The organism is Mesorhizobium sp. P3_A2 (genome assembly GCF_056403115.1).
In genome coordinates this window covers 818,986-832,000 of sequence record NZ_JBFUGC010000001.1, presented here as the reverse complement: position 1 = coordinate 832,000, position 13,015 = coordinate 818,986, and the positions used below count along the sequence as shown (strand labels likewise).

At 60.4% G+C, this 13,015-nt stretch carries 17 protein-coding genes; 4 read left to right on the top strand and 13 right to left on the bottom strand.

Annotated features, from left to right (window positions below):
* Positions 1-109: 109 nt before the first annotated feature.
* From AC1DXM_RS03935 to argE, 3 genes are read right to left on the bottom strand one after another with little or no spacing between them, the layout of a single operon-like run.
* On the bottom strand, positions 110-463 hold the full coding sequence (locus tag AC1DXM_RS03935; protein ID WP_477231841.1) for a cupin domain-containing protein: 354 nt from the start codon (positions 461-463) through the stop codon (positions 110-112).
* Between the two features lie 23 nt (positions 464-486).
* On the bottom strand, positions 487-1,410 hold the full coding sequence (locus AC1DXM_RS03930) for a 2-hydroxyacid dehydrogenase (protein ID WP_477231840.1): 924 nt from the start codon (positions 1,408-1,410) through the stop codon (positions 487-489).
* 11 nt (positions 1,411-1,421) lie between these two features.
* Positions 1,422-2,546 (bottom strand): acetylornithine deacetylase, encoded by a 1,125-nt coding sequence (gene argE / locus AC1DXM_RS03925; RefSeq protein WP_477231839.1) that lies wholly within the window; start codon positions 2,544-2,546, stop codon positions 1,422-1,424.
* A gap of 241 nt (positions 2,547-2,787) precedes the next feature.
* On the opposite strand from argE, the gene AC1DXM_RS03920 reads away from it, so the two are divergent.
* Positions 2,788-3,690 (top strand): GNAT family N-acetyltransferase, encoded by a 903-nt coding sequence (locus tag AC1DXM_RS03920; protein WP_477231838.1) that lies wholly within the window; start codon positions 2,788-2,790, stop codon positions 3,688-3,690.
* Positions 3,691-4,244: 554 nt separating this feature from the next.
* Here the strand turns inward: AC1DXM_RS03920 and AC1DXM_RS03915 are convergent.
* Both AC1DXM_RS03915 and AC1DXM_RS03910 read right to left on the bottom strand, forming a co-directional pair.
* Positions 4,245-4,478, bottom strand: coding sequence for a hypothetical protein (locus tag AC1DXM_RS03915; RefSeq protein ID WP_477231837.1), 234 nt, complete (start codon positions 4,476-4,478; stop codon positions 4,245-4,247).
* 153 nt (positions 4,479-4,631) lie between these two features.
* Entirely contained in the window at positions 4,632-5,030 is a 399-nt protein-coding gene (locus AC1DXM_RS03910; protein WP_477231836.1) for a c-type cytochrome, read from the bottom strand.
* Positions 5,031-5,197: 167 nt separating this feature from the next.
* Here AC1DXM_RS03910 and AC1DXM_RS03905 point away from each other — a divergent pair, with 167 nt between their 5' ends.
* Positions 5,198-6,034, top strand: a complete 837-nt coding sequence (locus AC1DXM_RS03905) for a universal stress protein (RefSeq protein ID WP_477231835.1) — start codon at positions 5,198-5,200, stop codon at positions 6,032-6,034.
* 121 nt (positions 6,035-6,155) lie between these two features.
* On the opposite strand, the gene AC1DXM_RS03900 is transcribed toward AC1DXM_RS03905, so the two are convergent.
* From AC1DXM_RS03900 to AC1DXM_RS03880, 5 genes are all read right to left on the bottom strand, one after another.
* Positions 6,156-6,281: a hypothetical protein gene (locus AC1DXM_RS03900; RefSeq protein ID WP_477231834.1), complete on the bottom strand. Its 126-nt coding sequence runs from the start codon at positions 6,279-6,281 to the stop codon at positions 6,156-6,158.
* A gap of 115 nt (positions 6,282-6,396) precedes the next feature.
* Positions 6,397-7,092 carry a phosphoribosyltransferase gene (locus AC1DXM_RS03895; RefSeq protein WP_477231833.1) on the bottom strand — a complete coding sequence of 232 codons (696 nt, stop codon included), beginning with the start codon at positions 7,090-7,092 and terminating at the stop codon, positions 6,397-6,399.
* A gap of 3 nt (positions 7,093-7,095) precedes the next feature.
* Positions 7,096-7,521 (bottom strand): DUF2267 domain-containing protein, encoded by a 426-nt coding sequence (locus AC1DXM_RS03890; RefSeq protein ID WP_477231832.1) that lies wholly within the window; start codon positions 7,519-7,521, stop codon positions 7,096-7,098.
* Positions 7,522-7,618: 97 nt separating this feature from the next.
* Positions 7,619-8,314: a hypothetical protein gene (locus AC1DXM_RS03885; protein ID WP_477231831.1), complete on the bottom strand. Its 696-nt coding sequence runs from the start codon at positions 8,312-8,314 to the stop codon at positions 7,619-7,621.
* Between the two features lie 64 nt (positions 8,315-8,378).
* Complete coding sequence (locus AC1DXM_RS03880) at positions 8,379-8,933, bottom strand: Spy/CpxP family protein refolding chaperone (protein ID WP_477231830.1); 555 nt, start codon at positions 8,931-8,933, stop codon at positions 8,379-8,381.
* A 298-nt stretch (positions 8,934-9,231) separates the two neighbouring features.
* On the opposite strand from AC1DXM_RS03880, the gene AC1DXM_RS03875 reads away from it, so the two are divergent.
* Together AC1DXM_RS03875 and AC1DXM_RS03870 are read left to right on the top strand one after the other, a co-directional pair.
* Positions 9,232-9,402, top strand: coding sequence for a hypothetical protein (locus tag AC1DXM_RS03875; protein ID WP_477231829.1), 171 nt, complete (start codon positions 9,232-9,234; stop codon positions 9,400-9,402).
* A 652-nt stretch (positions 9,403-10,054) separates the two neighbouring features.
* Positions 10,055-10,252 (top strand): hypothetical protein, encoded by a 198-nt coding sequence (locus tag AC1DXM_RS03870; protein ID WP_477231828.1) that lies wholly within the window; start codon positions 10,055-10,057, stop codon positions 10,250-10,252.
* Between the two features lie 147 nt (positions 10,253-10,399).
* On the opposite strand, the gene AC1DXM_RS03865 is transcribed toward AC1DXM_RS03870, so the two are convergent.
* The 3 genes from AC1DXM_RS03865 to AC1DXM_RS03855 form a co-directional block, all read right to left on the bottom strand.
* Positions 10,400-10,939 carry an Hsp20/alpha crystallin family protein gene (locus AC1DXM_RS03865; RefSeq protein ID WP_477231827.1) on the bottom strand — a complete coding sequence of 180 codons (540 nt, stop codon included), beginning with the start codon at positions 10,937-10,939 and terminating at the stop codon, positions 10,400-10,402.
* Between the two features lie 358 nt (positions 10,940-11,297).
* On the bottom strand, positions 11,298-11,741 hold the full coding sequence (locus tag AC1DXM_RS03860) for a DUF3775 domain-containing protein (RefSeq protein WP_477231826.1): 444 nt from the start codon (positions 11,739-11,741) through the stop codon (positions 11,298-11,300).
* 377 nt (positions 11,742-12,118) lie between these two features.
* Entirely contained in the window at positions 12,119-12,940 is an 822-nt protein-coding gene (locus AC1DXM_RS03855) for a universal stress protein (protein WP_477231825.1), read from the bottom strand.
* Positions 12,941-13,015: the final 75 nt, after the last annotated feature.

The following is a 13,015-nucleotide window of genomic DNA, read 5'->3' as shown; positions in this document are numbered from 1 at the left end:
AGCAACAGCGCAGCATGCGCCGTTCGGCGATCGGTCGCGGATGATTGTTGCGTGCTGGCGATGAGGGACGGCAAAATCTGTTGCGGGCCTGCGCCTCGCTCGCAAGCCATTACCCTACCGTGACGTAGATCTTGCGCACCGTTTCAATGGTCTTCCAGACACCGGTGAAGCCAGGCTTCATCACGAAGCTGTCGCCGGCGCGGTAGGTCACCGCCTCGCCGCCATCGGGCGTGATTTCAATCACGCCGGTGAGGATATGGCAGAACTCGAAAGTCTCCCCCTTGATCGAGCGCGTCTCGCCGGGCGTCGCTTCCCAGACGCCGGTATGGACGAGATCGCCCTTGGCCGCGTCCTGCGCCCAGGTCTTGAAAGCAGGCTTGCCGGCAATCAGCCGTTCGGGCAGCGCCCGGGATTCACGCGGCGCGAAGGTAGGGCTGGTGTCGACGGTCTTGAGCAGGGACAAGGGATGGCCTTTCAGGTTTGATTTCAATAGCCGCGCGATCGGTCGACGAGCCCAATGGGGTCGAGCCCTGCGCGGTGGCGTCGGATGTTTTCGATGACGGCCCGTGCGGCTGTCGCGGGCTGGGTGACGCTCGCGACATGCGGGGTCAGGATGATCTTCGGATGCGGCCAGAACGGATGACCCGCGGGTAGCGGTTCGGGATCGGTCACATCGATCATCGCCGCCGAAAGGTGGCCACTGTCGAGCGCGGCGACAAGTGCTTCATGATCGAGCTGTGCCCCCCGGCCGGTGTGGATGAGCGCCGCGCCCTTGGGCAGCTTCGCGAACAGCTCGGCATCCAGGAAACCGCGCGTTTCCTCCGTCAGTGGCAGCAGGCAGAGCAGTATGTCGCTGGCCACGAGCATCTCCTCCAGTCCAGATTCGCCATGATGACAGGTCACGCCTTCGATCTGCCGCGGCGAGCGACTCCAGCCGGCGAGCGGAAAGCCGAAGGGCTTCAGGCGATCGAGGACGGCGTGTCCGAGTTGCCCAAGGCCGAGCACGCCGATCCGGCGCGACCCGGCTTGGAGTTGCCCGATGTCGCGCCATTGGCCGGCGCGCTGCTGGGCCAGATAGGCGGGCAGGTTGCGATGCAGGGCGAGCACGGCAAGCGTCACATACTCCTGCATCATGCGCACGATGCCTTCCTCGATCGTCCGCACGATCTTCACCTTCGCCGGCACGGCATCGAAGCGAAACTGGTCAACGCCTGCGCCCAGGGAAAACAGGATCGCCAGGTTCCGGTAGCGGGCGAGGTCTTCCGGCGCGGTCCAGGTAATGAGATAGCGTACCGCGTCGGGATCGACCGTTGTGGCATCGATGGTAAAGGGGACGTCCGGCAATTCTCTAGCGAAGGCTTCGGCGAAGATCGCCCCGCGCCGCGCATCGGAATTGAACAGGAATGTCATTCCGGTTCCTTTCAAGCCGCGCAGCGGGCGCCCAGCGCCTCGATCAATCGCTGGCAGGCGATGAGTTCGCTGGTGAGAATGTACTCATCCGGCTTGTGGGCGCGGCCGATGTCGCCGGGGCCGCAGATGATCGCGTCGAAGCCGTCGGCCTGGTAGAGTCCGGCCTCGGTACCGTAGCTGACGGCGGCGATCGACACCTCGCCAGTCAGCTCTTGCAGCAGCGCCGCCACCGGCGCGTCGTGTGGCAGCGACAACGCCGGATAGGCGCTGAGCGGCGTCCATTCGACCCGAAAGCCGTCGGCCTTACAGGCCTCTGCCTTCGCCCTTACCGGTGCAAGCAGGCTGGCCGGGTCGACGCCCGGAATGGCTCGCGCCTCCAGCTCCAGCGTGCAGCTGTCGGGGATGATGTTGACCGACTGTCCGCCCTTGATCACGCCAGCCTGCAGCGAGGAATAGGGCGGCTCGAAGGCCGGGTCGAACGGGCCATGCGTCAGCCGCTCGGCTTCGCTCACGACCGCAGCCAGCGTTTTGGCCATGGCGTGGAGGGCGTTGAGGCCGAGGTCGGGTCGCGAGGAATGGCCGGAGCGCCCGTTGATCGTCACACGGGCGGCCGCCTTGCCCTTGTGGCCGCGCACGGCGCGCAAGCCGCTCGGCTCGCCGACGATCACGCCGAGCGGCTTGGCGCAAAGTTCGGCAAGGCGGGCGATCAAATGCGGCACGCCGCGGCATCCCACCTCTTCGTCATAGGAGAAGGCGAAATGGATTGGCCTGGCAAGGCGCACCTTCGCCAGCATGGGCACGGCCGCGAGCACCGCGGCCAGAAACCCCTTCATGTCCGTGGTGCCGCGTCCATAGAGCCGCTCGCCCTCCCGGCGAAGCGTAAAAGGGGCCGAGCTCCACTGCGGTTCGCCGGCGGGGACGACGTCCATGTGGCCGGACAGGATGTAGCCCGGGACATCGGCAGGGCCGATCGTCGCGAAAAGATTGAAACGGTCGCCTTCCGGCCCCGGCAGCACCGTGACCTGCGCCCCGAGCCCCGCGAGATAGGCCTCGATCCAGTCGGTGATGTCACCGTTCGGCTTGCCGGCGACCGATGGGAAGGCGACGAGATGGTCGAGGATGTCGAAGACGTCCATTCCAGCCCTCAAAGCATATCGGGATCGCCGGGATCGATGTCGACGATTGTGTGCTGCTACATTTCCCCAGAGGATGTCTGCGTTCTCGCGCGATTGCGTGCCGAAAGCGGAAATGTTTCAGTTGAATCTTGCGTTGGCAGGGGGCTTTCGAGCAAATCGTACGGGCCTGTTTGTTTAGCGTTGGTGGACAAAGGTCTGTTGCGGCGTGTCGCCGGTCAATTTGCGGGGATATTTCAGAGGCATGGACTTGAAGCCGTCCGGAAACTTGAAAATCGACACCTTCTCGATGCGTATCGGCGACATCGAAGGCGTCGAACTGGACCGGCTGCACGCACTCTCGCTCTCCGTGGGATGGCCGCACCGCGCCGAGGATTGGCAATTCCTGCGCGAATCGGGAGAGGGGTTGGTGGCGCTCGACGAGATCGGTCGGGTTCTCGGCTCGGCCATGTGGTTCGCACATGGCACCGATTTCGCCACCGTGGGGATGGTCATCACCTCGCCGCGACTCCAGACGCTGGGAGCGGGGCAATGGCTGATGAAGCGGGTCTTCGACAAGGTCGCCGGGCACGATTTGCGCCTTAATGCAACGCGCGCGGCAAGACGGCTCTATCTCTCGCTCGACTTCCAGCCGGAGAAGACCGTTTATCAATGCCAGGGCATCGCCCGGATGCAGACGATGGCTGGGCCGGCAGATATTCGAGGCGATGTCCGGACTTTGGACGCAAGGGATATTCCCGCGACAATCGCGCTCGACGCGGCAGGATTTGGCGTTGGGCGGGCGGCGCTCATCGAAAGACTTTTCGCGCACTCGGTTGGCTATGGTCTTTTCAAGGGTGATACGCTGAGCGCTTTCGCGCTCTGTCGGCCGTTCGGGCGGGGCCACGTCGTGGGGCCGGTCGTGGCGGAAAGCGACGCTGAGGCGGTAGCAGTTGTCCAGCCACACGTGGCCGACCATTCGGGCTCTTTCCTGCGGGTCGACACCCATATGGACAATGGCGAGTTCGCCGCCTTTCTGTCGCACAGCGGAATGCCAGTCTTCGATACAGTGCTGACCATGTCGATGGGCAAACGCTTCGCTGATTTTTTCGTCGGCGGCGCTACCACTCCGATGACCTTTGCCCTCGCCAGTCAGACACTCGGGTAATTCGGTTCAGGACGCGGGCAGTCGCGGCTGTTCACGCCTTCGCAGGCACTCTTGTGGCGCTAGGAGAACTAACATCTAAAAGTACGGTTTCTGCAGCTATGCTGGACCAAACGCAGCAGACCACAGTGGATTGTCACAGCCTTCAAAGTTACCCAAGGCAGGCGCGCATCAATGTGGCGCATATCTAACCAAGTTTTGACGATGAAAGCGTCGCGGAACCATACGGAGCGATACGGAAAGATTTCTGATTTCGGCCCACGAAAAACTCTACAAAATCAACAGTTTTCGTACGTCCTCCGGGCCCACCATCCAGTCCACCCGATTTTCGGGTTTTTAATCGGTCTCAGAATAGCTCCGACATTTCCGTGGGTTAGCGCCCGGTAGTGGGCAACACTTGGCTGAGACGACGCAGTGAGCGCCCAAAACACCTGACTTTTGGTCGTCCGTCTCTGTCGGGCGAATTCTGTTAGCCAAGTGTTTGTCAAAGCGATGCTCGACTGATCAGCGAGATGCTCGCCGGATGGTTAGAAGCCCAGGAGCGCAGCCTGGCTAGTTCAGCCGTGCGGCAGGTCAGAGACCCGCGAGAGCCTGTGCGCCGTCAGTTCGACAGGCTGATCACCTGCGACGATGCCAGACGCAATCTTCGGGGCAAGAAAAGCGAAGGGCAGGAGGCGACTTACCTTGGATGTACCGGTGCCGTTGAGCATGGCGACATCGCTGAGGTTGCGATTGGCTCCGTCCGTAAGTTGGCCGAGGTACAATTGGGCTCGACGCAGAAGATCGATCAAGGCGCCATCGGGTTCTCGGCTGCTGTTGGATCCGTCTGTAGGCAAGATCCGCGTTTCGACGCCGCGCCGCTTCATACCGATGGGACATTCGATGGAGGCTACCAGGGCTCCGCCGCGCGTGATTTTGGCGATCTTCGCTGCTGCTCCCCAGATCTAGTGCTGCAGCGTCTCGATGTAGCCAGCCAGGTTGTGGATGCGTTCCGTGGTCACCACCTCGCCGCCACTAGGGCCGTAGGTTTTTGCATCGTCCTCAAGGAATCGACGACCCCAGACCGGCATCTCGCGGTTGCCGTGGCTTGGCGTGGCGTAGCGGCCGTCAATAGTTGCGAAGACCCTGGAATAGGGAAAGGTCCCGCCATTGCGTTCGGAAAGGTGCGTCAGGTCGGCCGGTCGCTTGACCAGCAGGTCGCGCAAGGGCCCGTCACCCTTGCCATCGATACCGTGGCAGACAGCGCAGGAGTTCAGATATTCCGCCTGGCCGTAACTCATCTCCTGCCCATTGGATGCTTCGCAGGTCATGGTTGCTAGAGCCAATACGAGCAGGAATCTCATGGGCGCATCCACCGATTGATCGATCGAGCGTATCGCGTCGACCGGCACATGCGTTGATCCGGATCAATTCGGTGTCGGGCATGGTCTTTGATTCAACGCAATGAACGTGCCGAACCGTCTTGTTATCGTTGTTGCCGAATGTGACATGAGATCGGGGAGCAGCCGTCATGGCTTTCAGGACGATACTTACGGTTACGGGACCGCATATGGGCGACGACGATCTTAAACTCGCCGCTCACCTTTGCGACGAAATCGGCGCCCATCTTGCTGTTCTTGCCGTTGTCATCGCCGCGCCGCCGCCAGTCGGGGAGTATGCAGCAATCGTTTCAGAAGACCGGCTGAAGGAGCGAAAGGCCGATGAGAAGCTCTTGAAAAAGCGAGCCTCTGCCGTGTCGGCCTTTCTCGCTAACAGCGCGCTTTCGGCGGATGTCGCCAGCGAATATCCAGAGGTCGCCTGGGCTGACGAAAGAATTGGTCGCCGTGCACGCTACGCCGACATTACAGTGGTCGGACCCGAATTGCTCGCAAGCGAGACGCTCAAGAGCAAAGTGATCGAGGGCGTCTTGTTTTCTTCCGGGAAGCCGCTGCTGATCGTTCCCCCGGGGACGCGGCCGACACTGAACCCGAAGCGGGTAATAGTCGCGTGGGATGCTCGTCTGGAGTCATCGCGCGCCGTCCGTGAATCACTCGATATGTTAACAGGCGCCGATGAAGTGCGTCTCGTCATGGTCGATCCGGTGGAGGACGAATACCACCACGGTCAGGAACCTGGAGCTGATGCCGCAGCCTACCTCACCCGCCATGGCGTGAAGGTAACAGTCGACCGCCTGCCGAGTGCGAACCATTCCATTGCTGATGTTCTTCGCCAGCACGCGGTCGACAGCAGCGCCGAGCTGATGGTGATGGGCGCCTATGGTCATTCCCGGTTGCGCGAGCGGATTTTCGGCGGCGTCACCAAGTCGATGCTTGAGAATCAATCGCTGCCTCTCTTGATGGCGCGATGAAGCACGGCCAGTGTGCCGCGACCGCTGTCTTAGATCGTACGCTCTTTCGCTTCGCGACCTGACACGTGCTCGATCGAAATCCGAAAGAACACATGTGTGGAGTGGTCCGCAAGCGCAGGTGTTACCGGCTTAAGGGCGCCTCTCCCTCATAGAGGTCGAGATCGACACCGCGCAGGGCGAACACCTCGACCTCGCCTGAGCGGTAGACCTTGGTCACCCCATGGGCGGAAAAAATCGGAGAATGCATGCTTTGCGGGCCTTGTGTTCCCGCCGACTCTCGCCGCGTTCGCGGCCCGGCACCTTGACGTTCATCAAACCCTGCCGCCGATAGCCTGGCGGACGGAAAACGGAATTTGCAACACTCAAGCCAACCCGGCCTTGGTGGTCCGGCGCCGAATTGTTCGCTGACCCGCACTGCGTTCTTGCCTGGCTTCGACCAGCGCGTCCGTCACTTCGTCATCGGTAAGCTGGGGGAAGCTGCGGTAGTGGTAACCCAGGGCATGGAAACGTGGCGGCTGGCTGAGGCACACGACCTGATCCGCTTCCTGGGCGAGCTCGGCCAATGTGTCGGGCGGCGCGACCGGGATCGCCACGACGATCGCGCGGGGCGACCGCCGCTTGAGGGCGCGGATCGCAACCTTCATGGTCGTCCCGGTCGCGACACCGTCGTCGACGATGATTGCCGTCTTTCCGGTGATCGATAGAGGTGGGCGCTCGCCACGATAGACAAGCCGGCGCCGTTCCAGTTCCGGGCGCTCCTTGGCGATCAAGACGCGAAGCTCATCATCGTCGAGCGCGTAGGCCTCGACGATCTCGCGGTTCAGCACGATGTCCGGAGGGTTGCCATCCACGATCGCCGCGACGGCCAGTTCAGGATTTCCCGGCGCACCCACTTTGCGCACGATAACCAGATCGAGCGGCGCCTTCAGGGCTTTGGCCACTTCGGCGGCGACAGGAACACCACCTCGCGGCAGGGCGAGAACGACCGGCCGATGTAAACCGAGTTTCTCCAACTCGGTGGCAAGCTTTTGTCCGGCTTCCCGACGATCACGGAACATGGGTCAATCCATCGGCCAGAGCTGACGAAGGGATTTCTTCATCGAGTTCCGGACCTGGACGATTTCGCCATGCGATATGTGACGGTCGAGGACCTTGAAAACCGCCTTGATCGCCTGGTCGATATCGACGTCAGGCTCATATCCAAAGCTGTTTCGAACACAAATCACGAAGTCACGCTTTTTTCTTTCCCACATCGGCGTGTCCGGTTTCCAGCCTTCGAAATATATTCCCCTGATGAGCGTCGGCAGCTGAGCTGAAAGGTCGGCCATCTCCTCTGGCGTCAGCCAGTCGCGTAGTGTGTGCAGGACGGATTTCAAAAGCCTGTGGGCATTTTGTTCACTGCAGCCTATGTCCTGAGCCAACTCGTTCACCCATTGCTGGGCCTGCTCGGCGGCGTGAGTGAAACCCGTGGCTGACGTGTGAGTCATGCGATCGCTCCTTCAATTTGTCTTGCCACTCTTTGTCTTGCCACTCTGGCGTACGGAGCGATGTTCACATTGAGCCGGATCAAATCATCCTGGTGTCCTATCTATGGGCTGCCCATGTCCTCCCCTGACGTGGGTGAGCGATGGGTTGTCCTCCCTGATCCGTCGCGATGCTGAGCCCGCTGCCACCACCCTCCGGCAGCGGGCTTCCTTTTGTCGATGCATCTGATTGAGTCCGGTGGGACTCGATGGCGAGGTGATCCATACATTGCCTGAAATTGCTGACTACGGATTCCCCTGGCGCAGATGCAATCTTGTAGGTTCGCATGTCGGCGTTTGAATCTGGCCGCGCAAAACGCAATTCATAAGTCCCGGAGATCACCGCGTGAATGAAAGCCGTGGCGACAAGAGGATCTTGTGTCGTCGCCATGACGGTGCCGTCGTCGTAGATTTCGGAATCCAAATGGCCGAGCGAGTTGAATGTGCGGGAGCTGAATGCGGCGTCTGAAATCTGCACTATTTGGTATGTGTCGGTTGTCGTGATGTCGGCCGCGCCCATCAGAAAGCCGGCCAGAACCGTTCCGTCGAATTTGTTATAACCGGCAATCGTGATGAACTTGACGACTTCCCGCGATGGCGGGTTGGTGGCGTCGAGGACCATCTCGCACACCTTGGCCTCTTCGCTCTCGTCAGTCCAATTGCTGTAGACAACCCCCGTCGGAAAGATCGTCGAGCCGACGGCCTGGTTGGTGCCGAGCAGAGCTAGCACGGTCAGAAGGCGAAGTGCGACGAACACGCGTTCAGTTCCTCCGCGATTCTCCAACTCAGTCGGCGCGTTACACGATCAGGCCGCATCGGAGCTATCGGAACATCATTCCAGGGCCGAAGCCCGAGCGCCCCATGCCCATGCCCATCATCGGCAGGACAATCTCGTCGGCCGCTTGCTTCTGCTCATCGCTCAGCTTTGCGTATAGTTTTTCCACTGCTGCCCTGACAGTCTTCACCTGTTCCAGACGCGCTTCGAGATGGGTCTGTTGGTAGGCCAGTCGCTGGGGCAGGGCCTTCTTCAGGAACTCACCGTCCTGGAATTCCTTGAGCATGCCCTGCATCAACGTGTTGTGCGACTCGGCCGTGCTGCGGATGACGCCGGCCAGTTCATCCCAGGAGGGCGTCTGCTCGTCGGTGATTTTCAGTTCCGTCTTGAGGAAGGCGAGGCGTCCGTCGATCCGATCGAGCATCTCGTCTGAATCATAGCCACCCATCGGGCCGCCCATGCCCCATTGACCCATCATCATCCGGCCCATGCCCCAACGAGGCCACCAACCAGAATCATTGTCTTCGGCCCCGGCCACAACCGGCATCGCGACAACACCCAGCATCAGCCCTGCTGCGAAAATAGTGCGTAGATTGAACATCGATCGTCTCCTTCACAGCGAGTTCCGAATGCTAAAGAAATCACACGGTGGCGGTGGCGACCTTGACCTGCGTCAACGAGCGCTGGCGGCATCGTCAATGCGGCATAGCCGCAGGTGCGGATTGCTGGGGGTGCATTCGTAAGGCGAGTGGTTTCCCAAGCTACCGGGGTCCCGCGCGATCGGAAGCATGCCTTTGGTGGAACTGACGCATCCCGGCGGGATTAGACGCGGGCGATTTTGCTGTGATATGTGGGTACACAGATGAACAGGGAAGCCGCTGCGGCTGCTTATGTGATGAGTGGATAAGCGGATCGCCCGCCTGAATATCGAGCATTTTCGACAGCGCCTGGCCGAGGAGCAAGATCAGCTCAAGCGGAAGGCATTGCTTGAATTGCTCGAGAAAGAAGAAGAAAAACTCAGAAAAGCCGAAGCGACCGATAAGGGAGCAAACGGGCGGAACAACAAATAGAGAAACGCGAAAGGCCCCTACACCTTGTTGGCTGGCTCCCATGGTCTCCAATGGGTGGGTGAGATATCAACCCTCTCCTTCGTGGCCGACTTGGTCCAGCCGGTCAGAATACGCCTGCAGGGAAAAACGAGAGCGTGAACGCCGTCCCCGTCCATGACGGCCAATTCCAAATCCCGATCGAAAGGGGCGGTCGATATTGGTTGCCACATGGATTTATTTTTGGACGGAATCGCCAAAAGGGCATTGACGCATGTCAAATCCGACGACCCGGCATCTTGCGTGCCGGGCACGGGAATAGGCTCCAAACGGAGATCAACAGTTGAGTTACCACTGTTGGGCCGCCACGTTCCGCAAGGTCTGCCATTTTTATCGTCTCGCTGCTGCGCAGGCCCGGCATGTGATTGTGCCTTCTGCTTTGGGTGTTGAGACGCGGGAAGACGCTCTCGATGGTGAAGCTGATTCACCAAGATTGATACGACAACCTGCCTCTGGTTATCAGATCAATGGCGCAATATCTGAAATTGCGAAATCCGGTTTGGTCCTTATGGGATTCCACCTAGGCTGCCGCAGCGGACCAGCGTTGGCCGTAAATGGCTTAGGCCGGCACGGGACTTGGGTGTAGAATGGTATGTCCTGGCAATGGAGGTAAGTCATGGACCGGTTCATTGCTCGCGCGAACATCGCCCATTTTCAGGATCTCCTCGCTCGCGAGACCGATCCGGAACAGCGGCGCGTCATCGAAGGCTTGCTGGCGTTGGAGCAGAAGAAGCTAGAAATAGCCGAAAGCCAAGCACGCGATCGGTCCCGCGAACCTGGCATCCCAGGAAGTATTGCCAAACTATCGCGCTGAGACGGCGCGCGGCAACACACCCTAGAGGAACGGTACCCGTTTCGCCGCCCGGCTTTGCTCTTAAGTAAACGAGGCTCGGCAAATTGCCTTCTCTCAAAGGGTCTCCGCGCGCCGGTCAGGCGCGCTGAGGATCACCCGCCGCGGCAATCAGGCGGCCTTGACGGTAATCTTCTTCTCGGCTTTTTGAGCCTCGGTCGTCTTTGGCAATTTGACCGTCAGCACACCCTTGGCGAAGGTCGCTTCGATCTTGTCGGCGTCGACGCCTTCAGGCAGTTGGAAGGAACGCTGGAAGGAGCCGTAGCGGCGCTCGGACAGGTAGTAGTCTTTTTCCTTCTCCTCTTTTTCCTCGGTCTTTTCGCCCTTGATGGTCAGTGTGCGGTTGGCGAGTTTGATCTCGACGTTCTTTTCGTCGATGCCGGGCAATTCGGCCGTGATCTCGTACTCCTTGTCCTTGTCGACGAGATCCATGGCCGGCGCGACCGACCAGCCCGCATTGCGCAGGGACGGCAGTTCGTGAGCGAACAGGGAGCGTGTCGAAGGCAGGCGAAAGTCGAACGGGTGAAAGTCGTCAAATAGCCGGTCGATTTCGCGGCGGAGGCTTTCGAACGGGGTGGTCCAATTGCCGGCTGGCGCCGGCGCAGTGCTCTTCTCGGTCCTGACAGGCAGTTTGGTGGCAGCTTCAGCCATGTTTCTTCTCCTTGAAGGTGAGTTGATGGCCAGGTGCCGCCGCCTCCACCCTTCCACCTTAGGTCTCCCAAGAGGCGCTAGAGCCGGAGGTCGGCGGACCCGCTTGCCAAGTGTCGTCGCCGAACTGGTCCGTTGCTTCGCGAATCCGCGGTTGTGCCGCAGGTCATCGCGCCCGCGTCGCCAAATCTAGCTCAGCCTAGCAAGAACAGCATTAAAGCCCCTGCAAAGGGGCGGCTCATTGATCGAGATCAATGGCGGCAGAAAATGTCTCCGTTTGGGCCCGATGGCGATGCCATCAAGGGATCGTGCGCGGCGACATCGAACGCCGTCCGCCAGCAAGCTTAGCGCGTTGTGATGACTAAAAGTGCTCGCGTTCATATTCGACACAGGAGTAGCCGAGTGTCGAAAGACCATCGGCGAGATGGTCTGCAAGCAGCGGTGTCCCACAGAGATAGCCGGCAGTATGCTCGTTGTGCGCGTCAGCTGCCTGCTGGCGGACACTTTGCCACTCGTCGGCGGACTGGTCGTCGCGACCCAGCCACATCAGGGCCACCAGGTCGATTTGTGCGTCGACGGAGAGATCGGAAATCAGCGACTGCAATTCTTCGAGAACCGGGTCGTCGTCATGATCCTCAAGGATCGCGGCGGAATGATCGTCAGACGGATTGGAGGCGGGGTTGGGTTCGGTCACCGGATCCTTGGCATCGAACTCGCGCGCCTTCATGATGATGTAGCATACTGTTTCGAGCGGAACTTCGAGTTCGGTTTCGCCGTCGCCAATCCTGTTCGCTGCCCTTTCCATCATACCAGTTCCTTCAGTTGCTGTTCGTCGTCCCGTCCCCGGACGACGCGTTTGCCCGCCATAGGCCCACGTGTTTCGGTGACGACAACTCAAGCCAGACGACGGCGCCGAAATGCCTGCGTCAAGGAAACGCGCTAGTCGCCGTCATCGAACGGGTAAAGGTGGACTACCTTGAGTGTGACCGGGATGTCGTGGCCCTCGATCAGAACAGTGGCCCACCGGTCCCCCAGATCGTCTTGCCAAGTTTTGGCGACGCGGCACCTTACGGCCAGATCCATGCCAACCTCGACCTTGTCCGTTCTCTTTGCCATCATTGGACTCCCATTCGCTTTCGCCTCGACGCTGCTTTTCGCTTCCTGCTCTCCAGGGTCACCGCGTCAGTTAGAGAGCAGCCGGTTAATCGCCCCTTGCTTCAGCAAGGAACGGGTCATGCCGCCAAACGCCCATTCGCGGATGCGGCTGTGGCCATAGCCGCCCGCGACCACAAGTTCGGTGCCCATCGCCCGGGCGAGCTCACAGACGGCTTCGCAGGCGTCTTCTTTGCCGACGCCTAGAACCTCCGATCTCGCCTTGACGCCATGCCTCATCAGGAACCGGACGACGTCGCCGACACTTTCGCGGGCATCCCTCTGGTTCTGTTCCTCGATCGTCGCCACGAGCACATCTTGTGCGTCGGTCAGAAAGGGCAGTGCGTCGATGACCGCGCGCCGAGCTTCGCGAGTATCCTTCCACGCCACCACAACCTTCTTGGGGTCGGGCGGAGCAAGTTGGTCGGCCGCAATCAGCACGGGCCGTCCGGCCGACAGTACTAGCGTCCCTATATCGACCGCCCGGTGGTGATCGGCCATAGCGCCTGAAACCGGCGCTCCGGTTACGATGAGGTCGGCGGCGCGCGCATGCATCGCCAGCAGACGTGTCGGATCGCCAATCTCCTCGCGCCAGAGGGCATCGTCTCCGACGACACTCAGGAATTCTTCCTTCAGGATCTTCAGGCGATCCTCGATCTCGGTCCGGCGTTGTCGCATGATTTCCGCCGCCGCCATGCCGCCATCGTCACCAGGAACAAACACGTATGAATCGGCCGCGGCGAAACCGATCAGCGAGGCTTCGAAGCGTCGCGCCAACTCCAGTGCATAGGTCGCTCGCGGCGCTGCCGGAGAGTCGACATCGAGCTGAACCATGATGGTGTTGAAAGTCATTTTTCCTGCCTCCGATGAGATTTATCGCAGCATCGCCGGGGGTCTGATCTTGCGCCTTGATGCGCGTCAAAACCC

Coding starts and splice junctions, on each gene's coding strand:
- AC1DXM_RS03930 (WP_477231840.1), bottom strand. CDS start 1,410: ATGACATTCCTGTTCAATTCCGATGCGCGGCGCGGGGCGATCTTCGCC.
- argE (WP_477231839.1), bottom strand. CDS start 2,546: ATGGACGTCTTCGACATCCTCGACCATCTCGTCGCCTTCCCATCGGTC.
- AC1DXM_RS03920 (WP_477231838.1), top strand. CDS start 2,788: ATGGACTTGAAGCCGTCCGGAAACTTGAAAATCGACACCTTCTCGATG.
- AC1DXM_RS03910 (WP_477231836.1), bottom strand. CDS start 5,030: ATGAGATTCCTGCTCGTATTGGCTCTAGCAACCATGACCTGCGAAGCA.
- AC1DXM_RS03905 (WP_477231835.1), top strand. CDS start 5,198: ATGGCTTTCAGGACGATACTTACGGTTACGGGACCGCATATGGGCGAC.
- AC1DXM_RS03900 (WP_477231834.1), bottom strand. CDS start 6,281: ATGCATTCTCCGATTTTTTCCGCCCATGGGGTGACCAAGGTCTACCGC.
- AC1DXM_RS03895 (WP_477231833.1), bottom strand. CDS start 7,092: ATGTTCCGTGATCGTCGGGAAGCCGGACAAAAGCTTGCCACCGAGTTG.
- AC1DXM_RS03890 (WP_477231832.1), bottom strand. CDS start 7,521: ATGACTCACACGTCAGCCACGGGTTTCACTCACGCCGCCGAGCAGGCC.
- AC1DXM_RS03880 (WP_477231830.1), bottom strand. CDS start 8,933: ATGTTCAATCTACGCACTATTTTCGCAGCAGGGCTGATGCTGGGTGTT.
- AC1DXM_RS03870 (WP_477231828.1), top strand. CDS start 10,055: ATGGACCGGTTCATTGCTCGCGCGAACATCGCCCATTTTCAGGATCTC.
- AC1DXM_RS03865 (WP_477231827.1), bottom strand. CDS start 10,939: ATGGCTGAAGCTGCCACCAAACTGCCTGTCAGGACCGAGAAGAGCACT.
- AC1DXM_RS03860 (WP_477231826.1), bottom strand. CDS start 11,741: ATGGAAAGGGCAGCGAACAGGATTGGCGACGGCGAAACCGAACTCGAA.
- AC1DXM_RS03855 (WP_477231825.1), bottom strand. CDS start 12,940: ATGACTTTCAACACCATCATGGTTCAGCTCGATGTCGACTCTCCGGCA.